At 42.3% G+C, this 25,731-nt stretch carries 22 protein-coding genes; 10 read left to right on the forward strand and 12 right to left on the reverse strand.

Annotation, left to right across the window (positions count from 1 at the left end):
* Positions 1 to 203: 203 nt before the first annotated feature.
* The gene (locus tag RMY31_RS19550) at positions 204 to 413 is read right to left on the reverse strand and encodes a hypothetical protein (protein ID WP_322663759.1); all 210 of its coding nucleotides are present in this window, start codon (positions 411 to 413) and stop codon (positions 204 to 206) included.
* A 794-nt stretch (positions 414 to 1,207) separates the two neighbouring features.
* Here RMY31_RS19550 and RMY31_RS19555 point away from each other — a divergent pair.
* The 5 genes from RMY31_RS19555 (at position 1,208) to RMY31_RS19575 (ending at position 6,707) form a co-directional block, all read left to right on the forward strand.
* Entirely contained in the window at positions 1,208 to 2,371 is a 1,164-nt protein-coding gene (locus RMY31_RS19555) for a glycosyltransferase (RefSeq protein WP_322663754.1), read from the forward strand.
* 107 nt (positions 2,372 to 2,478) lie between these two features.
* A complete protein-coding gene (locus tag RMY31_RS19560; RefSeq protein ID WP_322663752.1) occupies positions 2,479 to 3,438 on the forward strand; it encodes a hypothetical protein in 960 nt (319 codons plus the stop codon).
* Between the two features lie 59 nt (positions 3,439 to 3,497).
* Positions 3,498 to 4,052 (forward strand): alginate lyase family protein, encoded by a 555-nt coding sequence (locus tag RMY31_RS19565; protein WP_322663750.1) that lies wholly within the window; start codon positions 3,498 to 3,500, stop codon positions 4,050 to 4,052.
* A gap of 525 nt (positions 4,053 to 4,577) precedes the next feature.
* Positions 4,578 to 5,936, forward strand: a complete 1,359-nt coding sequence (locus RMY31_RS19570) for an APC family permease (RefSeq protein WP_322663748.1) — start codon at positions 4,578 to 4,580, stop codon at positions 5,934 to 5,936.
* Positions 5,937 to 6,059: 123 nt separating this feature from the next.
* Complete coding sequence (locus RMY31_RS19575) at positions 6,060 to 6,707, forward strand: class I SAM-dependent methyltransferase (RefSeq protein ID WP_322663746.1); 648 nt, start codon at positions 6,060 to 6,062, stop codon at positions 6,705 to 6,707.
* An 834-nt stretch (positions 6,708 to 7,541) separates the two neighbouring features.
* Here RMY31_RS19575 and RMY31_RS19580 read toward each other — a convergent pair.
* Positions 7,542 to 7,742: a hypothetical protein gene (locus tag RMY31_RS19580; protein WP_322663744.1), complete on the reverse strand. Its 201-nt coding sequence runs from the start codon at positions 7,740 to 7,742 to the stop codon at positions 7,542 to 7,544.
* A gap of 408 nt (positions 7,743 to 8,150) precedes the next feature.
* On the opposite strand from RMY31_RS19580, the gene RMY31_RS19585 reads away from it, so the two are divergent.
* Positions 8,151 to 9,278 (forward strand): succinylglutamate desuccinylase/aspartoacylase family protein, encoded by a 1,128-nt coding sequence (locus tag RMY31_RS19585; RefSeq protein ID WP_322663743.1) that lies wholly within the window; start codon positions 8,151 to 8,153, stop codon positions 9,276 to 9,278.
* A 32-nt stretch (positions 9,279 to 9,310) separates the two neighbouring features.
* Here RMY31_RS19585 and RMY31_RS19590 read toward each other — a convergent pair whose 3' ends face one another.
* On the reverse strand, positions 9,311 to 10,393 hold the full coding sequence (locus RMY31_RS19590) for an ATP-dependent 6-phosphofructokinase (protein WP_322663741.1): 1,083 nt from the start codon (positions 10,391 to 10,393) through the stop codon (positions 9,311 to 9,313).
* Between the two features lie 164 nt (positions 10,394 to 10,557).
* Between RMY31_RS19590 and era the strand changes: the two genes are divergently transcribed.
* The 3 genes from era to RMY31_RS19605 all read left to right on the forward strand — a co-directional run bounded on the left by era (position 10,558) and on the right by RMY31_RS19605 (position 13,125).
* Positions 10,558 to 11,532: a GTPase Era gene (era, locus tag RMY31_RS19595; protein ID WP_322663739.1), complete on the forward strand. Its 975-nt coding sequence runs from the start codon at positions 10,558 to 10,560 to the stop codon at positions 11,530 to 11,532.
* Between the two features lie 91 nt (positions 11,533 to 11,623).
* Entirely contained in the window at positions 11,624 to 12,301 is a 678-nt protein-coding gene (locus RMY31_RS19600; RefSeq protein ID WP_322663737.1) for a response regulator transcription factor, read from the forward strand.
* Between the two features lie 119 nt (positions 12,302 to 12,420).
* On the forward strand, positions 12,421 to 13,125 hold the full coding sequence (locus tag RMY31_RS19605; RefSeq protein ID WP_322663735.1) for a Uma2 family endonuclease: 705 nt from the start codon (positions 12,421 to 12,423) through the stop codon (positions 13,123 to 13,125).
* Here the strand turns inward: RMY31_RS19605 and RMY31_RS19610 are convergent.
* The 7 genes from RMY31_RS19610 to RMY31_RS19640 all read right to left on the reverse strand — a co-directional run bounded on the left by RMY31_RS19610 (position 13,119) and on the right by RMY31_RS19640 (position 22,152).
* Positions 13,119 to 17,309 (reverse strand): PAS domain S-box protein, encoded by a 4,191-nt coding sequence (locus RMY31_RS19610; protein WP_322663733.1) that lies wholly within the window; start codon positions 17,307 to 17,309, stop codon positions 13,119 to 13,121. The two genes, RMY31_RS19605 and RMY31_RS19610, sit on opposite strands and share 7 nt — an antisense overlap.
* 160 nt (positions 17,310 to 17,469) lie before the next feature.
* Positions 17,470 to 18,507, reverse strand: a complete 1,038-nt coding sequence (gene hppD / locus RMY31_RS19615) for a 4-hydroxyphenylpyruvate dioxygenase (protein WP_322663731.1) — start codon at positions 18,505 to 18,507, stop codon at positions 17,470 to 17,472.
* 134 nt (positions 18,508 to 18,641) lie between these two features.
* Entirely contained in the window at positions 18,642 to 18,803 is a 162-nt protein-coding gene (locus RMY31_RS19620; protein ID WP_322663729.1) for an SDR family NAD(P)-dependent oxidoreductase, read from the reverse strand.
* Positions 18,804 to 19,121: 318 nt separating this feature from the next.
* The gene (locus RMY31_RS19625; RefSeq protein WP_322663727.1) at positions 19,122 to 19,910 is read right to left on the reverse strand and encodes an NYN domain-containing protein; all 789 of its coding nucleotides are present in this window, start codon (positions 19,908 to 19,910) and stop codon (positions 19,122 to 19,124) included.
* A gap of 353 nt (positions 19,911 to 20,263) precedes the next feature.
* Positions 20,264 to 20,812, reverse strand: a complete 549-nt coding sequence (gene frr / locus RMY31_RS19630; protein WP_322663726.1) for a ribosome recycling factor — start codon at positions 20,810 to 20,812, stop codon at positions 20,264 to 20,266.
* Complete coding sequence (gene pyrH / locus RMY31_RS19635) at positions 20,799 to 21,527, reverse strand: UMP kinase (RefSeq protein WP_322663724.1); 729 nt, start codon at positions 21,525 to 21,527, stop codon at positions 20,799 to 20,801. The genes frr and pyrH overlap by 14 nt, the downstream gene beginning before the upstream one ends.
* A gap of 70 nt (positions 21,528 to 21,597) precedes the next feature.
* Positions 21,598 to 22,152: a thioredoxin family protein gene (locus RMY31_RS19640; RefSeq protein WP_322663722.1), complete on the reverse strand. Its 555-nt coding sequence runs from the start codon at positions 22,150 to 22,152 to the stop codon at positions 21,598 to 21,600.
* A 603-nt stretch (positions 22,153 to 22,755) separates the two neighbouring features.
* On the opposite strand from RMY31_RS19640, the gene RMY31_RS19645 reads away from it, so the two are divergent.
* A complete protein-coding gene (locus tag RMY31_RS19645) occupies positions 22,756 to 23,658 on the forward strand; it encodes an alpha/beta fold hydrolase (RefSeq protein WP_322663720.1) in 903 nt (300 codons plus the stop codon).
* A 391-nt stretch (positions 23,659 to 24,049) separates the two neighbouring features.
* Here the strand turns inward: RMY31_RS19645 and RMY31_RS19650 are convergent, their stop codons facing one another.
* Both RMY31_RS19650 and RMY31_RS19655 read right to left on the reverse strand, forming a co-directional pair.
* Positions 24,050 to 24,709: a TMEM175 family protein gene (locus RMY31_RS19650; RefSeq protein WP_322663718.1), complete on the reverse strand. Its 660-nt coding sequence runs from the start codon at positions 24,707 to 24,709 to the stop codon at positions 24,050 to 24,052.
* A 175-nt stretch (positions 24,710 to 24,884) separates the two neighbouring features.
* A complete protein-coding gene (locus tag RMY31_RS19655; protein ID WP_409878103.1) occupies positions 24,885 to 25,640 on the reverse strand; it encodes a CDGSH iron-sulfur domain-containing protein in 756 nt (251 codons plus the stop codon).
* Between the last annotated feature and the right edge of the window lie 91 nt (positions 25,641 to 25,731).

Below are 25,731 nucleotides of genomic sequence, written 5' to 3' on the forward strand. Positions count from 1 at the left end.
AGCCTTTCGAGGCTTTAATTTCTAAGTTTTGGCTATAAATTTTAGTTACTGTTAGAAAATAAAGGCTCAAAGCTTGACTCAATCAAAGTTTCAGAATCTTGCTTCGATTATTGTTTTCCGAGAGTGACAAAAGAAAGATAGTATCAATTGATTTAATGATTTATTTATAAATACGCTCTGATGGATACGGCAACATAATAAAATTAGAGGCTAAAGCAGGTACTTAAATACGGTTGTTCAGTTAAGCTTTTTTCTCCTCTTCCCTGTTTAAGAACAGCCTGCCTTAACAGGTAAATTTCCTTGACATCATGTCCGTTCAAATAACCGTCATTGCGACCGTAAGGAAGCAATCCCAAAAAATCCCAAAACCTCTGCGATTGCTGCGTTCCACTTCGTTGCACTCGCAATGACATATTAAGGGTAATTTGCCGGACATGATATGAACCGTATTGCCTGATGCATTGTGCATAAATGCCTATTGAGAATGTGTAACAGAGTATCAAGGTTTGGTGATTAGTCAGCGCTCTCTCTTACAAATGTTAAGAAAGATCCGAGTAATGGATCGCAATCTTAAAGAAAGTGCTGTAGGCGGTGGTTTTTTCATGCATCTTTATATGAAAACGGTATAACTACTAAAACTTTATTTTTGTTGGTGCTTTTTAAGCGATCGCTAATTATGTAAAACGAGCGTAAGAAGCTTGAATTCCTTCTTTTAGAGTAAATCTTGGAATTATTGTTTGAAAAGTGTGAAAGAATCAACCAAGGGCTTGCGAAAGCTAATGTGTGCGCTTTGCGCTCAGTGCATCCTAAGCCCTAGCCAAGCTAAACTTAGCTGTCCAGTGCTTGAAGTTCAGGGGGAGGGCTGTGTGAGAGACAGCCCTTGGGAAATGTCGAGCATTTCAAAACAGCGCATTAATAGTGGGACTTAGACAAAAAGTAGGCGGAAAAAAGGCTCAAACGTATATGCAGAGGGATTTTGACATCGTTAAGCCTAGTTTTTTGATATATCTGGGTTTCAAGCGTTTTTCAACCTTTGGTGTATTTTCCTTGTCCTGCATGGGTTTAAGGCTTGTTTTTACCTCAAAAATGTTTAAGTCCCAATAGGTTGTTTTTGTTGCCCCTTGCAGAATTTATCGTCAAGTGCATGTCCGCAGGATTCATTTAAACCTAATCCCCAATTGCTAATTCCCTTCACTACTACCTATACATGAGTACTATAGTCATCACAACTCACGGTACATTAGGAGACAACTTGCCTTATATTGCACTTGGAAAAGCCCTAAAAACTAGAGGGCATGAAATACGCATGGTAGTAAATGAGGTGGTACATTCCTATGTTTTAAAAGCTGGACTTGAAGCTGTTACTAACGGTCACTCAAGGATTAGCCCTGAAGAAGTGCGACGTAATGCACAACTATGGAACCAATTGGGTTTATTGAGGGGGCAGTCGCCAGACAAAACAAAATCTGTGATAAACAACGATGACATAATAGATGGTGCAACACCTTTGTTAAAGGTATGTCACGGTGCAGATATGTTAATTTCTGATTCTGAGCAGGATATATTTGCCGCTGTAATAGTGGATGTTTATGATATTTGCTGGGTTCGATCTCGTGTGACTCCATTTTCTCAGTGCTTTTCTAACGCAGAAATTAAACATCATCCTTATTACAATAGTTGGCTAAATACCGAAAATTCAAAGCGCTTTATTTTGGCTGCCAGTCCCCATTTTTGCCAATTATCTCCAGAATATTCTCATGTACATCAAACAGGTTTCTGGTTTTATGAAGATTCAGATTGGAGCGGCGGCGAACCCAGCGAAGAGATTAGAGAATTTGTCGAGCAGGAACCCAAACCTTTAGTGCTTTCATATAATAGTGTACCTGTGGAAAATCCTCAAGAAATTGTGGAAATTCACGTCCGCGCTGCGGCTAAATTAGGTAGACGAATTTTAATTCATCAAGGCTGGGTAGACTTCAATCAAAGTCATTTACCATCAGACATCGACCGGGATAACGTCATGTTTGCCAATGGTTTGATAGCGCACGATTGGTTGTTTTCTCGTGCAGCCGCCGCGATCATTCATGGCGGAATTGGGACGATCGCAAGGTCGTTGCGTAATGGCTGTCCTGTGCTGGTGGAACCTTTAGCCTTCGATCAATTTTTTAACGCCTTGCAGGTGCAAAAATTAAAAGTCGGAACTGCTATGGATTCAGAGAAGCTGACAGCAGATAGAGTTGCTAATGTTTTAGACAAAAAAGTATTGACACCTGACTATAAAAGACGGGCTGTAGAAGTTGGTGAAAAAATTAATGCTGAACAGGGTTTAATCACTGCGTGCGACTTAATTGAGCGCTGGTTGTCAAGGTGATGCTTATGATTGAACTTTAGACCGAAAACTTTTGTGATGCCTTCTGGTGTGTCGGCTTCTGTAAAATAAACTATACTCTTTTCGTTGCACTAAATAAATCAAAGTTTATGATTGAAGTATCACCATCAAACTATTATAGTTATGTTGAAGATTTATGGATTATCACAACATATTATAATTCATGTAATTACCAGACAATATTAAAGAATATTACTACTTTTAGAAAAAGAATAGAGGAAGCCGGACTCAACTTAATAATTATTGAGTGCGCTTTTAAAGATCAAGTATTCACATTAAGCAATTCCAGCAAAAATACTACCATCATCAAAGTTAATGCAACAGATGTGATGTGGCAAAAAGAAAGACTATTAAATATAGCACTATCTCATCTCCCCACATCGTGTAAAAAAGTTGCCTGGATAGATTGTGATATTTTATTTAGTAACTCGGAATGGGCTGTGGAAACATCGAAGCTTCTAGATGTATTTCCTATTGTACAGCTTTTCGATATCGGCATTAGACTTCCTAAAGATCGGGAAATCTGTAGAGGGGAAGAGGAAATATGGAAAAGTTTTGCTTCTATTTATAAAGATGAACCTAACCAGATATACAAAGGATATAAACGGCATGGACATACTGGTTTTGCCTGGGCGGCTAGAAAGGAACTGTTGTTCAAGCATAAATTCTATGACGCATCTATAGTTGGATCGGGAGACGAATTAATGGCACATGCTATGTGTGGAGCCTGGTATTCAATATGTGTTGCCAAAAGATTAGGAAGAACCAAATATCATTTTAATTACTTTATAAAATGGGCAGAAAAATTTTATGAAGATGTTCTTGGTAAAGTCGGTTGTGTCTCCGGTTCTGTTCTTCATTTATGGCACGGAAATAGTGAAAACAGACTACATCCGGAAAGAACTATTCAACTTCATATCTCTAATTTCGATCCGGAAAATGATATAACTATTGACGAAAATGGTTGTTGGAAGTGGAATTCCGATAAACCATATATGCATGAATGGATAAAGGAATATTTTTCACTAAGAAAAGAAGATGGTGATTGAATAATTGCATAGTATGTCTGAGTCAGTAAGTCAGATTAAATAACAAAGATCAAATTAACATGACAGTTACATCCCCTCAATTACCCCGCGTTTTCTTACTCAATGCAGACAAGCTTCTGCAAGTCAAAGAAAGTCGTACATCGGGCAATCAAATATTTGATTCTGCAATTAACCAACTGTCTGAGATATCTAATAAAGCTCTTAAAGATGAACCTTTTAGGGTTGGGGAACGCATACAGTCGGATGCACCTTTATCTCCTTCAGTAGACAAGCATGACTATTTTAGCTTGGCACCGTATTGGTGGCCTAATCCTAACACTCCAGACGGACTACCTTATATCCGTAAGGATGGAGAACGCAACCCAGACACCGATAAGATTCCTGATGCAAAAAATCTTAACGGTATGGTCAATTCTGTTGCAAGATTAACGCTTGCTTACTATTTCACTGGCAAAGAGGTATATGCAAAGCACGCAGCCGATTTACTGCGAACTTGGTTTCTTGCTGAGAATACGCGCATGAATCCCAATATGGCACATGCACAGGTAATTATGGGTAAACATAATGGACGCGGAACAAAAGAAGGAATTATAGAAGCACACGGCTTTATTTAAGCAGTACTTGGAGATCAGTCAAAAGAGCTATCAACTTGATGAGCTTGATAAATTGAATATGTTAATTGGGTGGTGCGTCAGGGAAGCGTGGGATTGACTATCATACGGAAGAAGAAAATCAGGCTTGTTCTCAAAAGCTATACCCTACTTACTCTGTGGTCATTTAGAGAAGGTGTATCGCAGGTTGACACAAGATGCTAGCTAAAGGCTGACAGTGTTGCAATAAGCAGAATTACTTTGTAAAAATTGGGCAGCATGAGGGAAAGAAAAGATTATGGGGATGCGATCGCCGCACACTGCTCCCTACCCCCACTTGAATCTACTGTCTTGTTTTGAAAAATTGGTATAGTTTATTTCTCTTATGATTTGACGCTAGGGGTGAAGGCAAAGCCTAGAACCAAATTTTGAATCGCCCGTTGTCACTTTCTTGTCACATTTATTTTCCATAATAAAAATATTGGGCAAATTTAATTATCCCAAAGTGACGATAGCTCTGTGGGCTTTCAACACTAATGAGGAATCAATGTGAGTAGACCTGAAAACCATAGTTTACTTGGGCAGGTAACGACAACTGAAGTAGCAGCGCCTAAACAATCACTGACATTATCGGATGCTGTAGCTCTGATTGTTGGTATTGTCATTGGGGCAGGGATTTTTCAAACGCCTGCCTTGGTGGCGGCTCAAGCAGGTAGCGATCTGGCTGTATTGCTGTTTTGGCTAGCAGGTGGTGTAGTGTCTCTTATAGGAGCATTGTGCTATGCAGAGTTGGCTACAACTTATCCCGATGTTGGTGGCGTTTACTACTACCTAAAGCGTGCTTTTGGACGCAGAGTCGCCTTTTTATTTGCTTGGGCACGGATGACAGTGATTCAAACTGGTTCCATTGCTCTGTTGGCATTTGTCTTTGGTGACTATGCCTCTGAGATATGGCGGCTAGGTGCATTTTCACCTTCTGTGTATGCAGCAGGGGCGATCGCTGTTTTAACTGCTTTAAACATCATCGGTTTGCAACAAGGTAAGTGGACGCAAAACTTACTGACTGTGGCAAAAGTTCTGGGTTTGTTACTAGTTGTAATAATTGGACTGACTGCCACACCAAATTCTGCTGCCCCTATAGAATCTACATCATCAGGAAGTTGGGGACTGGCAATGGTATTTGTGTTGTTATCCTATGGTGGCTGGAACGAGGCGGCGTATATCTCGGCGGAAATCCAAAATAGACAACGCAATATTCTGCGATCGCTACTCTGGAGTATTGGGATTATCACTACCATTTACCTAGCGATCAATCTGGCTTATCTACGGGGATTGGGATTAGCCAACATGGCAACCTCAGAAGCAGTAGCCGCAGATTTAATGCGCTCTCTTTGGGGCACACCGGGAGCTTTGTTCATCAGCATACTGATTGCGATCGCTACTTTGGGGGCAATCAACGCCACAATTTTTACTGGGGCACGGACTAACTACGCGCTAGGACAAGATTTTTCTCTGTTTAGCTTTATGGGACGTTGGCAACAACGTCCTAGTACTCCCAGCCAAGCTTTGTTGTTACAAGCAGCGATCGCTCTGGCATTGGTTTTATTGGGCACACTCACCCGCAAGGGTTTTGAAACAATGGTGGATTATACTGCCCCCGTATTTTGGTTTTTCTTCTTTCTTTCGGGCATATCGCTGTTAGTGCTGCGAAAGCGTGAACCTGAGATTTTACGCCCGTTCAGTGTGCCATTTTATCCCATCACGCCATTGCTATTTTGTGCTGTTTGTGGGTACCTGCTTTACTCTAGCTTGGTTTATACCAACGTTGGGGCAATTGTAGGCGTTTTGGTAGTGGCAGCAGGTATTCCATTGTTGATTTGGAATCGCTACCGCCAAGGTAGGGCATGAGGGAGATAAGGGGACGCGGGGATATCGAGACGCAAAGACGCGGGGACACGGGAACAAAGAGAATAACTCCTGCCCTCTGCCTCCTGCCTTCTACCAACTAACAACTAACAAAGGAGAAAATTTATGAGCTTCAAAAAAATTCTGCTTTTATTGGTTACAGGGGTTAGTGTGACTAGTTTGGGGCTTGCTGGATGTACGACGACGCAAGAACGAGACTTTGAAGCAGGCGCACAACCACCTTCTCTGACTGCTCAAACCGAAACAACAACTCCTACTAGTCAACCTCAAGAACGCCCTGGTGATGTTCCCTATGTGCCAACGCCACAACCCGTAGTAGATGCAATGTTAAAAGTGGCAAAAGTAAACAAAAATGATATCCTGTACGACCTCGGTAGTGGTGACGGGCGAATTGTGGTTACAGCCGCCCAAAAGTATGGTACACGAGGTACTGGTATAGATATTGACCCACAACGGATCAAAGAGGCTAACGAAAATGCCCAGAAAGCAGGAGTAACAGATCGCGTCAAGTTTGTTCAGCAAGACTTATTCAATACAAACTTGAGTGACGCTACGGTGGTCACACTCTACTTGCTGCCTGATATCAACCTCAAACTCCGCCCCAAACTCTTCAAAGAACTTAAACCTGGTACTCGAATTGTCTCCCACGCTTTCGATATGGGCGACTGGAAACCACAGCAAACGCTACAGGTAGAAGGAAAAACTATTTACTACTGGGTAGTTCCCGAAGAGATACCAGCTAATTTGCGATAAATATTAGCAAAGAAATATGAAAGGATTCATCAGCTTCGCATGAGCTGGCTACATTCTTGAAAAAATCTTAGACTTCTTGCAAAAGTAGGCTAAAGGGAAAGGATTAAAAGTATGCATTTTCTTTTCCCCTTAGCCCTTTTCCTATATTGAAAATAGGGAGTGGGGACAGGAAAGAGATATTTTCATGCCCTCATTGTGAGTTATTTACCCGTAGGTGTCTAGTTATTTAATATTTAATGAGACTATAAGCGATCGCACGCAGCTATATTTAAATCTCACCAAGCCAACTCAAGCTTTTGTATCTCAGTTTTATTTAGCTAAATAGACTATTTTTGCAGAATACCAAAATGCTTCTAGTAAGTAGATCGGCGCAAATAAATATAATATGTTCTGTCATTGCGAGGAACGAAGCAATCCCAGTCTTTGCGATTGCTACTCTGCGAGAAAGCTCTGCCTATGTCGTTCCTCCTCTCTACGAGACGCTACGCGATCGCAATGACATCTTACATTTAATTATGTTTACCTACTTATCATATTCAAGTAATCAGTTTATTTGCAGCGAGTCTGATTAGCTGAACTAAAATAGCCTCTATAATTTCTGATTTCTCACCACTCAACTTAGAGATTTAGAGAAAACATTTACTTGATTCTCTCCCCTGCTTTTCCTGCCCTTGGTTTTACCCCTATTAATTCACTAACAACATCTTTTATTTTCGGGGGCTTTCGGCGTATGAGTAAATTATTGTTAAAGTCTAAAACAGCAGAAATGTTCAAATGCGATTTCTACGCCGCCTACTGCCCCCTTTTTTTAAATCGTTAAGCGAGGCGATCGCTTTATCTGAGCAGCCTTGTTACCCTAACATCATATTCTGTGCCTTTTGGATGATCGCTTCTAGCCTGGGTCAGCGCCATACCATCGGCTGTTTTTATTGACTCTGCGTTGATTTCGTACCGTGTTGTTCCGTGTTGATAGGTATTGTTAGTTATATCAGCAAATTCTTTGATATCAACTAACACCTCGTAAGTATGAACCATTTTGGAACCTCCTCGTGCAATGTGCAAACGATAGGGATAAAATTCAGTATATGAATACAAAGAAGTGTTGGTTCTCCAATAAATACAATTCTTTTGGAATAAATACAATTCTTTATTGAACGATACGCAGTCTTTACAAAATGTAGTGGAAGATTGCTTGGCTAGGTGCAAAATTAGTTGGTGGGAAGAGATGACGGACGTTGCCATCCAAGTTAGGCGATTAGCAAAAAAATGCAGAGGCCCGACTAATTCAATACTTACAGTTAAGAGTATAAAAATCTCACACAGAGACAAAAGAGGCGCAAAGAGTTTTATACGTATTATCATTTCTCTGCACTTCAGTTAATATCTGTAACCGCAACTTGGTATTATTTGAGTTTGCATGGGTTTAATTTACTCAAGTTATCTATGTTTCCTAATATTGAAACTGTTTTTTTACGTCAAATGGCTTCAGGCGATCGCCTGTCTCTACAAGTTTACAAATTTATTGGCGCTCAACTAGGCAAAAAAGTTTATATTCAATCAAATTTGCATGGTGCAGAAATTGCTGGCAATGCTGTTATTAATCAATTAATTGAGTTTTTATTAACACTTAATGATACTGATTTAATTGGAGAAATTTGGTTAGTTCCTGTTTGTAATCCCATAGGAACAAATGAACGCGCTCAGCATTTTTCTCCAGGGCGATATTGTGTTTACGAAGCTAAAGACTGGAATCGTATATTTTGGGACTATGAGAAAGAAGCTGATGATTTAGTAGCTTTTACTAAATCTCAACTTCATATCAATCTAGAGGATGTTCGTCAGAACTATCTAACTATAATTCAGGAACAATTTGCCAAACTTTTAGAAAAAATTAATTCTCCTAGTAGTGTATCTTACACTGAATTTTTTCGTTATCAACTACAATCTCTTAGTTTAGATGCAGACTACTTGATTGATTTACACAGTTCTAACAATCAAGGATTAGACTTCCTTTATTATTGCCGCAATCGAGAAGACAGTGCCAAATACTTTTTGCTCGATTTCGGAATCTTGCTCGATAAATATGATGGTGATGCTTTTGATGAAGCTTTTATCAAACCTTGGTTAGCTTTAGAAGCTTCTTTTCAACAGCTTGGTAGAGAAATCAAATTTGATATAGAAGCTTGGACGCTAGAATTAGGGACAGGAATGCAGATGAATCCTGATTCAGTTGCCAAAGGTGTACGGGGTGTGAAAAACTATTTAGCGCAAAAAGGTGTATTAAAAATTCCTGATTCTTCTGATGACACAAAAAACCATGAAATGACTTTTGTATGTAGCAGTAACAGACAAAAATATTATGCGATCGCGGGTGGCATGATTCAATCTAGAGTTGAATTAGGTAGTCAAGTCAAAGCAGGAGATAAATTGTATCAAATTCTCAGTTTTAATAAAGAGAAGAAGCTACCTAGTGTAATAGATATTTTTGCTGAGCAAGATGGATTGGTTTATGACATCTCAACCAATCAGGCAGTAAATCAAGGTGAGTTTGTACTCGGAGTTATTAATTAGTAGAGACGCGATTAATCGCGTCTCTGCAAGAGTTAATCGCCTAAATAAATACCCATACCACGAGCGGTTTTAACTAAAGTACCATTTGGATCGACGGCGCTATACTGAGCGATCGCTTCTGTAATTGGCACGCTTAATACTTGACGATTTTGCCATGTTACCATGCGATCGTATTTACCTTCTGCAATTAAATTAACTGCCGCCACACCAAAGGCGGTTGCGACTAATCTATCTAATGGAGAAGCAGTTCCACCTCGTTGGATGTGTCCTAAAACTGTAACTCGCGTTTCTACACCAATGTGTTCGATAATTTGGTCTGCTAAATATTCACCAATTCCACCATATCGAGATTGTCCTAAGCGATTTGTAATCGTTACATTTTCTCCATAGTGGGTGCGAACTGCTTCGGAAACAATAATTAAACAGTAGTTTTTGCCTTGGTCTTGACGTTCTTTGATTTTGTAGCAAATGTGATCGATTGTGTAAGGTATTTCCGGAATTAAAATTACATTTGCTCCCCCTGCGATTCCCGCAGCTATTGCTATGTGTCCTGCGTCACGTCCCATCACTTCTAGAATCATGACGCGGCTATGACTGGCAGCTGTAAAATGCAGCCGATCTAATGCTTCTGTGGCAATATTCACAGCTGTATCAAAACCGATGGCATGTTCCGTAACGCCAATATCGTTATCAATCGTTTTGGGAATACCGACTAGGTTAATGCCACCTTGTTGTGCGAGACGACGGAGAATTGCCAAACTACCATCACCACCGATACCAATTAAAGCGTCTAAACCTAAGTCATGGTAACCTGTAACGATCTCTTGAGAGCGATCGCATAGACTGCCATCGGGCATGGGAAAAGCAAAAGGATCGCCTTTATTGGTAGTCCCCAGCATTGTGCCACCAGCAGTTAACAGCGAATCCACTCGATCGATTTCCAGTTTTGTGAATTGTGGCGGACGCGCCATCAATCCTAACGTAGCTTGGCGAATTCCCAGCACCTCCCAGTCATAAGTATTCACAGCACAATGTACAACAGCTCTAATTACAGCATTCAAACCAGAGCAATCTCCTCCACTAGTGAGAATTCCAATGCGTTTGCGTTCTCCCATATCTTTTTTTGACGTTACGATCCAAGTAGAATTAGTAGTAGATTCAACTTAAGCAAGGGTCAGTAGTAGATTAAGCCTAAGCAGAAGCAATCTCCTAAAATGTTACGGTGATTTTATGATTGTTTATGTTTTGGAAAAAAACCCATTAACCCCATCGATAAAATATGACGGTAGAGCCAAAGGTGAATAGTATTGATAATCACAACTTCTCTTTTTCAGGAGAAGTATCGATCCCCCAGGCTCCTCCTGAATTTAAGTCAGGTTTTATTGGCATTATTGGTCGTCCTAATGTCGGTAAATCTACTTTAATGAATCAATTGATCGGACAAAAAATTGCTATTACATCACCAGTAGCACAAACTACACGCAATCGTTTACGCGGAATTTTAACTACACCAGAGGCACAGTTAATTTTTGTCGATACACCAGGAATTCATAAACCTCATCATCAATTGGGGGAAGTGCTGGTGCAAAATGCCAAAATAGCCATTGAATCAGTTGACGTAGTGCTGTTTGTGGTGGATGGAACAGTCGCTTGTGGTGCAGGCGATCGCTATATTGCCGATTTGCTGATTCGCAGCGAAACACCAGTGATTTTGGGTTTGAATAAAATTGACCAACAAGCCTCAGATTCTCAGTTCGTTGATGATAGTTACCAGCAGTTGGCTGTTCCATATGAATGGCCGACAATAAAATTCTCCGCTAAAACTGGTGAAGGGTTAGCGCAACTTCAACAGTTATTGATTGAACATTTAGAAAATGGGCCATTGTACTATCCTCCCGACTTGGTGACAGACCAACCAGAACGCTTTATTATGGGCGAGTTGATTCGCGAACAGATTTTGCTGTTGACGCGGGAGGAAGTACCCCATTCAGTAGCGATCGCTATTGACAAAGTAGAAGAAACACCAACCATTACCCGTGTACTCGCCACCATACACGTCGAGAGAGATTCTCAAAAAGGAATTCTCATTGGTAAAGGTGGCTCAATGCTCAAAGCAATTGGTAGTGCAGCTCGCGAACAGATTCAAAAGTTAATTTCCGGTAAAGTATACCTAGAACTGTTCGTTAAAGTACAGCCAAAATGGCGACACTCTCGCGTCAGCTTAGCTGAGTTGGGCTATCGCGTGGAAGAATAAGTAAGTGGTCAGTAGTCAGTAGTTATCAGAACTAACAACTAACAACTAACAACTGACAACTGACAACTAACAACTGACACCGACAGATAGAATGTCCTCAGATACTAGCCATACCTTAAATCTTCCGACTGGTGCTTCCCGGTTGCGCGTCTTAATTGTCGAAGACGATCCCATGATGCAACTGGGATTAGAACAGTCATTAATGGCTCATCCCCAGTTGGAGATTGTGGGACAAGCAGAAGATGGTTATTTGGGCGTACAAGCAGCATTAAAATTAAAACCCGATCTGGTAGTCATGGATATTGGCTTACCAAGGCTGGATGGCATTGCAGCGACGCAGCAAATTAAGGCAGTACTGCCAGAAACTCACGTAGTAATGCTGACATCCCACAAAACAGAGACGGAAATTATTGCGGCATTGTCTAGCGGTGCGGATGCATATTGTATCAAAGGTGCGAGTGTTGAGCGATTGTTGAGCGCGATCGCTGCCGCAGTTGATGGTGCAGCTTACCTCGATCCCCAGATTGCCAGGCAAGTCATTGACAACCTCAAGCCGCCCTCCCCTACCAACAACGTTGCTAACCTATCTGGACGCGAGTTAGAAGTTTTGAAACTGATGGTAGAGGGATTAAGCAACCCAGAAATAGCGGAAAAACTTTATCTCAGTCCTAACACAGTTAAAACACACGTCCGGGGAATTATGAACAAACTAGCAGTTGACGATCGCGTGCAAGCAGCCGTCGTGGCACTGCGTTCTGGATTAGTATAATTAGCATCATGGCGATAGCACTTCCTGCTAATACTTCTCTTTGGATTTGTAGACATAATGTCATCAAATCATTTTGTTAAAATTACTAATGTCAGTAATTCGCTATCACCTTGAAAATTATGATATCTGCTGACACAACTGCTGAACTTTTGACAATTCCGCCTTTAGAAAATGGCGACAAGCTCAGCCGTCATGAATTTGAGCGGCGCTATCATGCCATGCCTAATCTGAAGAAAGCAGAATTGATTGAAGGAGTTGTTTACGTGGCATCCCCGTTGAGAATCAAAAGTCATGGCGAACCCCATGCTTACATTATGGCTTGGCTGGGAGTTTACATAGCAGCGACACTAGGTGTGGGTTTAGCAGATAATACCACAGTTTTATTAGATGCCGATAACGAAGTGCAACCAGATGCAATATTAAGAATAGAACAAGCAGGACAATCGCGCATTAGTGAAAATGATTATGTCGAAAGTGCGCCAGAATTAATTGTAGAAATTGCTGCTTCTAGTGCTTCCTATGATTTGCATGAAAAACTGAAAGTATATCGTCGTAATCAAGTGCAAGAATATTTAGTCTGGCGAGTTTATGACCGCCAATTTGATTGGTTTAGGTTACAAGAAGGCGAGTATATTCAACTTGAAGCAAATACAGATGATATAGTTTGTTCGCAAGTGTTTCCAGGCTTGTGGTTAGCAAAATCAGCATTATTATCAAGAGATTTAGCTAAAGTATTAGCCATTTTGCAACAAGGATTATCTACACCAGAACATCAAGAGTTTGTGCAATTGAGTAGCTCATCAAACCCCAATCCCTTTTACTGACTTGTCTTGCTGGGATCAAGCAATTGGACAATTGCCTGTACTAGCTCGTCCGGTTCAACAGGCTTGGAAATATGCATCTGAAATCCGGCGGTCAAGGCTTGTTGCTGATTTATTTCTCCCGCATAAGCAGTGAGTGCGATCGCTGGTATGGTTCCTCCTTGTTGGGGCGACCACTTTCTAATTTGCCGAATCAGGGAATAGCCATCCATTTCAGGCATATCAATGTCACATAGTAGCAGATTGGGGACAGACTGATTCAAGAGGGTCAATGCCTGTACTGCTGAGGCAGCTGTTTTCACTTGTGCGCCAGATTGCGTCAGAATGAATTCTGCCAAGTCCCGCATATCTGCATCATCATCCACAACTAATATCTCAATACCTGTGAGATTTGTCCCACTTTCTGAGTGGTTGTCATTAGCAGATAGCTCTTGCTCGACAATATTTAACGGTAGTAGAACAGTGAATGTTGCGCCTAAATTCTGTCCGGGACTATCTGCCTGAATGGTTCCTCCATGCAGTTCAGTTAAATGACGCACAATCGCTAGTCCCAATCCCAGTCCGCCGAATTTTCTTGTCGTTGTGCCATCTTCTTGCTGGAAATATTCAAACACATGAGGTAAAAACTCTGGGCTGATGCCAATTCCTGTATCTTTGACTTGAATCTGAGCATACATGCCAACCTGCTTTAGTTGCACCTCAACTCGTCCTCCCGATGGTGTGAACTTCACGGCATTGGAGAGGAGATTCCAGACAATTTGTTGTAAGCGGTTCATATCGCCGGCAACGGTTCCGGAAACTGGGTTGAGTGTGGTCTGGATGTGAATGCTTTTAGCTTCTGCTGCCAATTGTACTATTTCTTTGGCCGCTTCAATTGTTGCAGCTAAATTCACTGGAGCGACGTTTAAGGTCATTTTTCCTTGGAGGATACGGGAGACATCCAACAAATCCTCAATCAGCTCCGCTTGCAGCTTGGCATTGCGTTCGATAGTTTCTAAGGCTTGGTCGGCTTTTGTAGAATCTAAGCGCCGACTTCGGAGCATTTTTGTCCAGCCCAGAATCGGATTCAGGGGCGATCGCAATTCGTGAGACAGCACCGCGAGAAATTCGTCTTTGACTCGGTTGGCGGCTTCGGCTTTGGCGCGATCGCGTTGAGCGATTCGATATAACTGAGCATTATCGATGGCTAAGGAAGCACGGTGGGCTAGTTCCTCTGCTAGTTGCAAATCGACTTGGTCATATCGTAGCCCAGACTCGGCTGAAACAAAGGTAATGACACCGAGAATTCGTGTTTGGGTTCTAAGTGGCACCGTCATTGCAGATTTGAACCCAACCTGCCGCAAAATTTCTAAATGTTCTGGATCGCGGGCTGCTTGTACGAGCAACTCATCGGGAATATCCGCTAAAAAATCCGATCGCCCTGTTCGCAATGTCAATGCAGCACCGCGAGGAGCATTCAGGTCTAGAGGATATTTCTGTCTGATTTGCTGTGCCCATTGGAGTTTGGCAGGGTCGGTGTGAGCTACGGCAATCTGCTCAATGGAACCATCTTCTTCAACAATGTGGACTGTACACCAATCTGCCAACTCAGATACTGCCAGCTGTGCCACCCGCTCCAAGGTGATTTGATAATCGAGCGAAGAACCAAGGACTGCACTCGCCTCCGCAAGAAAGCGTTGGGCGCGCTCTAAACGTACTCGCTCTGTCACGTCTACAACATAAACCAAAACGTCTTCTACTCGATCGTTTAAGTTTTTTGTTGGCAGATAGTAAACGTTGTAGTAACCGGGAGAGCGATCGCTGCGTCCGGGAACGTTGACAGCAAAGCTAGGTGAAATAAAGGGATGACCTGTGGTGTAAATGTTATGAAAGACTTCGACTAATTTCGGATCGAATTGACCAAAAATTTCGGGAATTGAATGTCCTAAATGCTGTTCGTGGGTTAATCCGTTGATTTGGGCTAATGCTTCATTAATAGCAATAAATCGCTGCTCGGCATCTAACAGACCAATTCCCACCGGCGAGGTTTCAAAAAGGGCTGTTAGTTGGCGCTGTGCGACTTCCACTTGAGTCCGGGCAATGCGTTCTCGTTCTAGCAATTGTTCCCGCTCTTGTTCGGCTTGCTTGCGCTCTGTGATGTCAATGAGAACGCCAATCATGCGTGTAGGCTGTCCCTGTGCGTTGTATGAAAATTGCCCTCTGGCTTCTGTCCAGTGAAGAGAACCATCCGCCCAAAGGGTTCGATATTCGTGGTGATACTCCGTTTTCTGGAGCATAGCTTGTTGCAGCGCTAATTCTGTTTGTGCTAGGTCATCTGGATGAACGCTCTGGAGCCAGAGTTCATAGCTGGGTTGGCATTGGTTTGGTTGAAGTCCCATGATGGCGAATTGCCCGTCTGACCAAGTTACGGTATTCATCTGCATATCCCAGTCCCACGTTCCCATACGTCCGACCATCAACGCTAGTTGCAGCCTAGCTCTGCTTTCTCGCAATGCTTCTTCTGCCTGCGATCGCTCCACGGCTAACCAAGTTTTTTGGGCAATTTGCTCCGTCAGTGCCACATCCTCTTCTGTCCAGTGGCGAGGGGAAACATGGTGCAGCACAAATAGCGCTACAAATTGCCCTTCTTTCACCAAGGGAACACACAGTAAAGATTTTGTCTGGATTGCATCAAAGGCAGTTGCTCCCGAATCGGCAGTCCGAGGATCGGCATCAACATCGTCTACAACTAATGTTTTGCCCTGCTTTAGTTCTGCAATGATTTCAGTACCAAAGGAATTCATGTGATGACTGCCAGTGATGCTGATTACACTATTGCAATAGTCGCGATCGATAATGACGTATTTTTGGCTCGAATCAACTTCACCGTAGTTACAACGAGTAACTTGGAAGTGTTGCCCTGTGGCACAAACAACTCGCCAGATGATTTCTTCCGAGTCTTGAATGGCACGAATCGCGTCATTCAATTCGATGAGGAATTGCTGCTGTTCTTCTTTGTGCTGGAGGTTCTTGAGCAGTTCTTCAACTTGTTGCCGTGCCTGCACTTGGGCTGTGACTTCAATGCTATGCATCAACACCCCCTGAATCCTTCCGAACCTATCCCGCCAAGCCGGAAAGACGCAGTTGAAAAATGCTTCTTCTAACACACCATCGCCGTTCCGATCCCAATGGGCAGGTGACTCATATTGAATGAATGCTTCTCCAGTTCGGTAAACGCGATCGAGTGTTTCAAAATAAATTTGTCCCTCTAGTTCTGGAAAAACTTCCCGAATCGATTTGCCGATAATATCTGGGGTGCGTCCAGTCAGTTGCAGATAGGTGGGATTGGCAAATTCAAATACATGCTCGGAACCAGTCACAATCGCGATCGTTGCAGGCAACTGCATCAGGATGTCATGCAGTCGCTGGTGTTCGGTTTCTGCTTCTAGTCGGGCAGCTTGTTCTCGTTCTAAAAGGCGATCGCGCTCGGCTGCAATTTGTTTGTGCTTGGTTATATCCTGAAAGACTACGATGGCTGCAATAATTTGCTCCTGGCTATCTAGAATCGGTGCTGAGTTCGCACTGATGAAAATGCAACTACCGTCTTCTTGATGTAGTTCGATTTCTTCGTTAGAGACTACTTCACCTGTCGAGAGCGATCGCACCAGCGGATACTCATTAACAGCATAGATTTGTCCGTTGGGGTGAAAGGCCTCAAATGGAATAATAGGTTCATATTCTTCAAGCTCAAGCGACTGTTCATAGCTGTACCCAACAATCTGTTTAGCTTGTTCATTGGCAAGAACTAGCTTGCCAGATACAGCATCGGCAATTAACACACCTGCTGGCATCTGTCGCAAAACTGCTTCAAACTGGGCGCGTTCGGTTTCCAGTTCGTGTAGCAACCGATCCCGCTCTGCCTCAGCCTGTTTGCGCTCTAGGGATTCTAACTCTTGTTTTTGACCCTCTAAGGCGGCGATCGCTTGCTGCTGCTCAATGATTTGTTCTTGTAGCAAAGCGTTTTGAGCAACCCCATCATTTCCCAAGCTACGGGCAACGCGTTCAATCACCTCAGAACGGGAGATTCCTTTTGTCTGAGCCTCTCGATCGAGTAGTTGCCATGCTGTACTGGTAAGAGATATGCTGACTCGTTGTTTCGTTTCTGAGTCCCAATTGTTAATAAACTTACCAGTGGCATCGCGTTTCATGAAGATTCATCCGTATGCATACACGGTTTATTATATTCAATCCGAGTTTCTCCCTAATCGGGATCTGGCCTAAGACTGAGGTTTGAGCTATTTTCCAAAGAGTTTTAGCCTTAACTGAACCGTATTGGCATGTAAAGACGTGCCATGGCAAGTGTTTACTTTATTGCAAAGTACCGCGTTTAATTTGTTCGCTTTCAATGGCTTCAAATAAAGCGCGGAAGTTACCTTCACCAAAACCTTGTGCTTGGAAACGCCGTTCGATAAATTCAAAGAAAAAAGTTGGCTGTCCAAAGATGGGTTGGGTAAAAATTTGCAGTAGCACTGCGTTTTGAGCATCTTCTTTCCAGTCCACCAAAATTTCCTGTTGAGCGATCGCTTCTAGTTCTGAAGCTGACAATGGCAATCCTGGACGCTTTTTGAGTTGCGAATAGTAGGTTTGGGGAACTGAGAGTAAAGATAAACCACGCTCGCGAAATTGAGCGATCGCCTTCTTGAGATTGGGTGTCCGCAAAGCAATATGTTGAATTCCCGACCCCCGATTAACATCTAAAAATTCTTGAATTTGGGAATTGCTAGAAGCTGGTTCATTGATTGGCAATTGGACGCTGCCATCGCGCGAAACCATGACTTGGCTGTGCAAAGCAGAGCGATTGGTTTGAATTTTAAAAGTCTGCTGGGGTTGCAAATCTAGGATTTTTTCGTACCAAGCAACCGCACGCTCCAACTCCCCAACTGCTACATTCAGCACTATGTGATCTATGGTTGTAATATTGCTGTCAGTTGTTAATTGCAATTGACTACTGACCTTTGACCTTTCTATCAACGTATGAGTCAACCCACCCCAAGCGGCTATTTTACCAAACTTGAGGGAAGCATTGCCCACCTGCTGTTCTTGGATGGGTTGTAGGATTGTCGCACCATGTGCTTGTGCTAATGCGATCGCAGCTTCCACATCTTCGACAGCAAAAGCGACATCTGCTACACCAGGTGGGTGGTGACGTAGAAACTCTGCAACTGGACTTGTGGGCAATAACGGCGAAGATAGTAAAAAGTAGACAACACCGCTTTTCACCGCTTCCGTGCAAGTGTGTAATGAATTAATGTTGCTGGCTACTGCTTCAAATCCCAGATGGTGGACAAACCAATCTCGCCATGCTTTGGCATCTTCGACATAGAAGTGAACGCTATCAATTTTCATAACTCTCGAAAATCCAGCACAAAAGCTTATCTATCTGTAAATTTTGCCTCTTCTGCTAGATTATCAAGTCCTTCCTAAGCAAGAATTATCTAAGCAAACTCAAGCACCCTATAAACTAGAAAAACAGATGACTATCAGGTTGAAGGTTCTACACTGTTGTACGGTTTCAGGATACCAGCATCAGCTACATTTACCAAGATATCGATTTGACCAAACTTGGCGATCGCTTTTTCGATTAACGTATTTACTTGTTGAGGGTCGGTGATAAGTAGCTGGACAAAAATATTTACTGTCATTGCGAACAAAGTGAAGCAATCCCAAACCCTTGCGATTGCTTCGTTTCACTTCGTTGCACTCGCAATGACATTGTGTAATTAATTCTGTCCGATTACTTATCTGTAGGTACTGTCAAAACTTCCCCTGATAAATTGTCTGCCAGTGTTGTTAAACGAACCGCTTTTAATTTTTTCACACTGTTCTACTTATTTTTAATCTATTTTGTTGTAAAAAAGCTATAAAAAATAAACACAATAATAGCTATTATCCCTAATCCAAATACTATACCAATTAACCATCCCAATTTTTGAAAAACGAAACTAAATAAATTAGCGGTACTAAAAATATATCAGACCTTCTCCTTGCTTACTAACCTGATACACTATTAATCCATTTTGCTGAAGATGATTGCAAAGGTTAGTCATCACTTTGTCTGACGAACAGACTAAAACTTCTTTAGCATTTGCGTAACGTTCATGAATTGACGAGCCAAGGGCTATCATTTTGCCATCAGCATTGTCTCTACCAGTAGGCACATGAATCAAGTCATAGCCACGTCCATGTAATTCAATATCTCGTTTGCCCATGCTGCACCAATTGGCAAAGGCAATCTTAACTTGAATAGGATAATTGCAGACTTCTTTTAAAAACTTTTCTGTGTCGTTATTAAGTTGTAAATTTTCTGCATCTAAAAGTAAAACTGCTATTCCTGTTTTTGGAACAGCAAAGGAATTAGCAGCAGACCGATCTGGTTCAGATAGTTTTACATCTGCGATCGTAGCTAAACTATTTAACTCGGTTTTTATAGTATTGATTTGACGAAGTTTTTCTATTAATTCTACTAATATTAGTGAAGTAAAGGCTTCAGGAATTAACAAAGCTTTCAGATATTTGTGCAACTTTTGCAGCAGTGCATCTTTATCTGAAGTTTGGCTGAGTATTTCTATAAATTTCGCAGTTAAATTAGATTGATTAGAAGAATTAAGCCACTGAACATTTCTATACTTTTCGAGCAGTAATTCTGGTTGCTGTTCTTGAATAGCAATCATTGCTTGGCATACATAGGAGCCGATTTTGTTTAACTGTGCAGAATTATGGACAGTCAGCAACCACTCGTCATTTGGCATAGCTCACATATTACAGTAGGGCAACCTGGCTGATACCATCATCAAAGACGGTAATTTTCCCATGTTATATCTGAGCAGGAAACCATCTGAGAACCGTGAAACTGCCTAGCTAAACAAAACACTTTGAGTTTAACAAGACGCAAAAATATTTAGACTTAGTGAGAGGGCTGAGGTGTAAAGGTGTAATACCGATTTGCAAAAATTCTGAGATAAATATCAATTAGAAATTCTTCACTAATTATTCAGGAAAATTGATGAATTTTTAGTAAACACTAAAAAAGATGAAGGCCAAAGTATGAAAGCTCGATAATCTATACATCAACCTTCATCTTTCAACCTTCATCTTTCAACCTTTAAACAGTTGTGATATCTTTTTCTTTTTCTGCCAAAAGTTCGTCTATTTTGGTAGTGTACTTGTTGGTCAGTTTTTGCAATTTGTCTTGTTGGTCTTTCGATTCATCTTCAGAGATTTCAGAGGCTTTCTCTTGTTTGCGAATGGAGTCTAGAGCATCGCGGCGGATGTTGCGAATAGCAACGCGACCTTCTTCAGCATACTTAGCAGCAATTTTGACTAGTTCTTTACGGCGATCGCTCGTTAGGGGCGGAATGTTCAACCGAATTACAGAACCATCATTACTGGGCGTTAAACCCACATCCGACAGGGAAATCGCCTTCTCGACTATATTTAAACTGCTGCGATCGTAGGGCTGAATCAGAATCGTTGTGGCATCCGGCGTGGTGATATTCGCCAACGATTTTAAAGGTGTGGGCGAACCGTAGTAGTCCACCTGTACTTTATCTAGTAGATTCGCATTGGCGCGACCAGTGCGAATGGTGTTAAAAGCGCGTTGAGTCGACTCAACGGTTTTTTGCATTGTACTTTCAGCTTCAGCTAATTTCACAAGAACCTCCCACAAGGGTGCCGATGGATTCTCCCATGACTGCTCGGTGAATATTACCTCGCACTGTTAGGTCAAATACCAAAATCGGGATATTATTTTCTTTACACAAGGCAATCGCTGTACTATCCATCACCCGCAAATCTTTAGCCAAAACGTGTGCGTAGGTGAGGCTGGTGTAGCGTTTGGCATCAGGATAGACATGGGGATCAGCATCGTACACTCCGTCTACTTTGGTGGCTTTAAAAATCACTTCAGCATCAATTTCTGCGGCTCTCAATGCCGCAGTAGTGTCAGTGGTAAAGAAGGGATTTCCCGAACCAGCACCAAAAATTACCACCCGTCCTTTTTCTAGATGACGGATGGCACGACGACGGATATACGGTTCCGCTAATTCTTGCATAGCGATCGCGGTTTGTACCCGCGTCTGTACCCCTATTCGCTCTAGCGAATCTTGTAGCGTCATGGCATTCATTACCGTGGCAATCATCCCTATGTAGTCAGCGGTTGCCCTGTCCATACCCGCCGACGCAGCTTTGACACCTCGAAAAATATTGCCGCCGCCAACGACAATGGCGATCTGAACGCCAGTGGCTACTACCTCTGCTACTTCTTGCGCTATCTCTTTGACCACTTCTGGATCAATGCCATAGCCCATGTTGCCCATTAAGGCTTCACCGCTTAGTTTAAGTAAAACCCGTCGGTAATTCGTTCCCATGAAGTTACGCTTTATCAAAAAAGTTGCAATTGCCTCCAATTTAAGATAGCAGTACAGTGCCTATATATGTCTAGTTCCGCCAGATTAATGAAGTTCCTACTGGTTCTGTTTCTGAAATGTTAATTGCTTGATTTTTGAAAAGACAGGCGATCGCATTTCTCAAATAATCCTCTCTTACTGATGATGGCTCTTGAGGATAATTGTCAATTTGACCTTTGTAGCGCACTATACCATTACTATCTATTAAAAAAGCCATTGGTGTTTTACTAGCACCAAAGCTACGGGTTACATCTTGAGTTGAATCCCATAAATAGGGAAAGTTTAACTGATGATGTTGGGCAAAAGCCTTCATATTGTCAAAGCTTTCCATAGGCCGCTTAGTGGCATCACTGCCGTTCATACCAATCAATGTGAAGCTATTTGCCGCAAATTCCGCTTGAATGTTTTTTAGCCTATCTAGATATAAGCTGACATAAGGACAGTGGTTGCACATAAAAATAACGCCAACTGCACGGAACTTCTCTAGATAACGGCTGAGATGGTGTACCTGATTGTCAATTCCTGGCAGTTCAAAATCTGGTGCGTAACTACCAACAGGAGTATAAACTGTTTCTAGTATAGTCATCTTCTTTGGCCGCAAGGAACTAGGAAAAAACATCTAGGTGAAATTCAGCGTCACTTGTTAGGTGCAAACCAACTTTTTGCCGATGCTTGATACCCAACAATTTTATAGACCCACTCGGCTCCCGTAAATTGTGAAACTACTGAATCTACTACCGTTGCTAAATCTATTACATTACACAAAATTCTCTAGGAATTTTCACAAATGCCCTGTAATCCGCTACATGGCACAAGCAAGATTATAATTAACCCTTTGTACTTATGGTATGTCACACCACAGGTATCAGCTTGCACTGGTGCAAATGGCTTGTCTGTAAAGGCTTTTCAATAAACTTGGAGATTTTTAGTATAGTTAGTTATATTTGCTTAGGTTATTGGCAAGAAAAATTACCTATATTTGACAATAAATAGTTGTTGTCTCATCAAAAATCAGCAATATTACGAAATGTGAACTATCATAAATGGAAGCAATATCAAAATTTAAAAAAGGTATCACAGAATTTAGGGATAGTACCAATTCTCCAGTTTTAGAAACTTTTATCCAAATCACAAAATAATACCTGCGGCAAGCAGATATAAGTCTTTGCTTTGTATTTAGAAATTTCCCATGACGACTTTTACTACTACATTTACCTCGACAAAAACTTGGATTTGGCAAGGTTTCCCTATCTGCTATCAAACGCAAGGAACTGCTGGCCCGGCTGTTATTTTGGTGCATGGCTTTGGAGCCTCATGGTGGCACTGGCGGAAAAATATACCCGTGCTAGCGGAAAATTGTCGTGTTTATGCCATTGATTTGATTGGCTTTGGCGGTTCAGCCAAACCTAAACCAGGTGAAAAAATTGCCTACACCCTAGAAACTTGGGGACAGCAAGTAGCAGATTTTTGCCGCGAAGTGGTGGGTGAGCCTGCTTTTTTGGTAGGAAATTCTATTGGCTGTATCGTAGTCATGCAGGCAGCAGTAAGTAACCCGGATATTGCCTTGGGAGTTGCTTTGCTCAATTGTTCCCTACGCTTATTGCACGATCGCAAACGGGCAACTCTACCTTGGTCGCGTCGTTTTGGAGCGCCCATTTTGCAACGTCTATTATCTATTAAACCGATTGGCAGCTTCTTTTTCAATCAAGTTGCTAAACCGAAAACAGTACGGAAGATTTTGCTAAAAGCCTATGCTAATTCTGAAGTAGTGACAGATGAGTTGGTAGACATTTTAACTGCACCAGCTAGCGATCCCGGTGCTGTAGCTGTATTCCTGGCCTTTACTGCCTATTCTACAGGGCCTTTACCTGAAGACCTTTTACCAGTGTTACCTTGTCCTGCCATTATTTTATGGGGAACAGCTGACCCTTGGGAACCAGTGGAGTTAGGTAGGGAGTTAGCCAACTTTCCACAGGTACTCAAGTTTATTCCTTTAGAAGGGGTTGGTCACTGTCCTCAAGACGAAGCAGCTGAAATAGTGAATCCCATCATCAAAAATTGGATTCAAAGCTCCATAACGCCCGATAAGTAGATTGGCGCGATTAATAAGTATTAGACATCTCTAGAAATTAATTATGCGTTTGCCAAAACCCTTTGTAAAGGCCAATACCTTCGCCAATTTACGAGGGTGAGTTGATGTATTAACTCCCTTGCTTCTAAGGTTTGGCAAAAACAATAAGTCCTAAAAATTCCTTCAAGGTTTCCCGCAAAGTTTTTTTAACGTATTGCTCGCAGGATAAAGGGTTTGAGCGTCCAAGCTACCTTGTAAGCTAAACGCTTATGTATGCGTCATTTTGCCATTTTTGCCAAAATTTTTATAGGCTCTTATTTTGGCAAAGGTATTGTAAGGGCGAATGGTTGTTCGCTCCTAGTTCATTTTCACCAGATGTCTATTGTATTGTTTGTTTAAAAAATAGAAGAATTTACGCTGGAGGCAGATCGAGATAGACAGGTTTCCTTGATGGGCGTAAAAACGAAAATGTCAATCCAACTGCGATCGCCAGATCAACTCCTGCCTGAATCAATGCGATCAGCAGCGTCACTAGGTAAATTACAACAGCTAATCCATATTGCCGGGTGAGATAACGAACAAAGCTTGGACTCAGTTTGGCATCAATCAAACGATAATTCGAGCAAGCATAAATCCAGGTTAAAAACCACGCTATGGCTGGCAAAAGTAATCCGAACACATAGAAAGCAATGGTTGTTCGTTGCTCGCTCACGTCAAGCAGATGCCTTCCCAGCACTTCAGTTGGAAAGGGTAAAAACGAGATGCACATGAGGAAGAACAAATTGAGCAGATTAAAGACACGATCAGTCTTTTGGTAAATCTTAAAAATGTAGTGATGATTGACCCAGTAGATGCCAACGATCGCAAAGCTGAAAATGTAAGCAAAATAGGATGGCCAAATTGTCAGTAATGCCGCAGCAAGGCTTCCGTGTGTAGCATCTGCCTGGGTAGGAAGGCGAATTTCTAGAATCAGTAAGGTGATTGCAATCGCAAAAACGCCATCACTAAACGCTTCAATGCGGTTGGTAGTCAGTTCATTGTTCTGGCGATCGGGTTGCCTCGCAAATTGCATAGTTTATCTCTCCATAGAAGTTGACTGACTAAAATGTACAGTTTTCATTAGTGTGGTGAGAAGTATATGGGCTTGACCATATACTTCTCACGGTGACCACTTAGATCGCGGGCATTCTTAAAGTAAAGGGCTTCTCTTATTTCCCTAAACTCCTGACTCCCACTCGTCCAGATCGCTATGCATCCTTGAATCCCACCTTTGCATGGCTGCCGTCGCAGAACGGCTTGTTGTTTGAGGCACCGCAGCGACACAGGGCAGTTTGTGTGGTTCGCGTGACTGTACGCCCAGTCCCAGTGCAGACTTCTAGCGGCCCCTGAACAAGCAGAGGCCCGTTGGGGCTGGGTGCGATCTTCAACAGACCGTTACGCAGCGAAAGCGGTTGAGAATCGTGGCTCAGTGGCTCTCCCGTTGCCTGAAAATTAGCCTTGTTGTGGCTGCTGTCGCAGAACGGCTTGTTGCTCGATGCGCCACAACGGCAGAGCGTAGCGCGAAAGCTTGATGTATCACCTGCGATATCGAGTTCTGCATGAAATGCCAAAGGGCCATTTTCTCGGATACGGACGATGTTGACTTCAGGCGCACTTTCTGGTTCGCCGCCATCGAGGCGCTCATAGGCGATCGCACCACTTGGACAGCTTTGGGCGATCGCTGCGATCGTTTCAGAGGAAGCTTTGTCTGGGTGAATCCAATCACCTTCCGCATTCGGCACAAACACATCGGGATGACCAAGAACGCAATTGCGTGAATGAATGCAGCGATTACCATGAATAAAAATTGTAATCGATTCACCCCGATATTCTTCAATTTCGTTGCTCATAATCAATTTTTCAGTTTGTGGTTTAGCGCTCTTGTCTATCTTCAGAGACACAGGCGGGATATCTCCCAATACGGTTCGGTTAAGCTCAAAACCAGGTAGACTGAGGGTTGTCACCCAAGTGTACTAATGTTGAATGCAACTCAAAGAATTCTTACTAATTTCACCAGTAATTGAATCAGGTACAGTACTCAAAGCTTTAGAAACA

Source organism: Dendronalium sp. ChiSLP03b (genome assembly GCF_034531165.2).
Lineage (GTDB): Bacteria > Cyanobacteriota > Cyanobacteriia > Cyanobacteriales > Nostocaceae > Dendronalium > Dendronalium minutum.

Coding starts and splice junctions, on each gene's coding strand:
- RMY31_RS19550 (WP_322663759.1), bottom strand. CDS start 413: ATGTCATTGCGAGTGCAACGAAGTGGAACGCAGCAATCGCAGAGGTTT.
- RMY31_RS19555 (WP_322663754.1), top strand. CDS start 1,208: ATGAGTACTATAGTCATCACAACTCACGGTACATTAGGAGACAACTTG.
- RMY31_RS19560 (WP_322663752.1), top strand. CDS start 2,479: ATGATTGAAGTATCACCATCAAACTATTATAGTTATGTTGAAGATTTA.
- RMY31_RS19565 (WP_322663750.1), top strand. CDS start 3,498: ATGACAGTTACATCCCCTCAATTACCCCGCGTTTTCTTACTCAATGCA.
- RMY31_RS19575 (WP_322663746.1), top strand. CDS start 6,060: ATGAGCTTCAAAAAAATTCTGCTTTTATTGGTTACAGGGGTTAGTGTG.
- RMY31_RS19580 (WP_322663744.1), bottom strand. CDS start 7,742: ATGGTTCATACTTACGAGGTGTTAGTTGATATCAAAGAATTTGCTGAT.
- RMY31_RS19585 (WP_322663743.1), top strand. CDS start 8,151: ATGTTTCCTAATATTGAAACTGTTTTTTTACGTCAAATGGCTTCAGGC.
- RMY31_RS19590 (WP_322663741.1), bottom strand. CDS start 10,393: ATGGGAGAACGCAAACGCATTGGAATTCTCACTAGTGGAGGAGATTGC.
- era (WP_322663739.1), top strand. CDS start 10,558: ATGACGGTAGAGCCAAAGGTGAATAGTATTGATAATCACAACTTCTCT.
- RMY31_RS19600 (WP_322663737.1), top strand. CDS start 11,624: ATGTCCTCAGATACTAGCCATACCTTAAATCTTCCGACTGGTGCTTCC.
- RMY31_RS19605 (WP_322663735.1), top strand. CDS start 12,421: ATGATATCTGCTGACACAACTGCTGAACTTTTGACAATTCCGCCTTTA.
- RMY31_RS19610 (WP_322663733.1), bottom strand. CDS start 17,309: ATGAAACGCGATGCCACTGGTAAGTTTATTAACAATTGGGACTCAGAA.
- hppD (WP_322663731.1), bottom strand. CDS start 18,507: ATGAAAATTGATAGCGTTCACTTCTATGTCGAAGATGCCAAAGCATGG.
- RMY31_RS19620 (WP_322663729.1), bottom strand. CDS start 18,803: ATGACAGTAAATATTTTTGTCCAGCTACTTATCACCGACCCTCAACAA.
- RMY31_RS19625 (WP_322663727.1), bottom strand. CDS start 19,910: ATGCCAAATGACGAGTGGTTGCTGACTGTCCATAATTCTGCACAGTTA.
- pyrH (WP_322663724.1), bottom strand. CDS start 21,527: ATGGGAACGAATTACCGACGGGTTTTACTTAAACTAAGCGGTGAAGCC.
- RMY31_RS19640 (WP_322663722.1), bottom strand. CDS start 22,152: ATGACTATACTAGAAACAGTTTATACTCCTGTTGGTAGTTACGCACCA.
- RMY31_RS19645 (WP_322663720.1), top strand. CDS start 22,756: ATGACGACTTTTACTACTACATTTACCTCGACAAAAACTTGGATTTGG.
- RMY31_RS19650 (WP_322663718.1), bottom strand. CDS start 24,709: ATGCAATTTGCGAGGCAACCCGATCGCCAGAACAATGAACTGACTACC.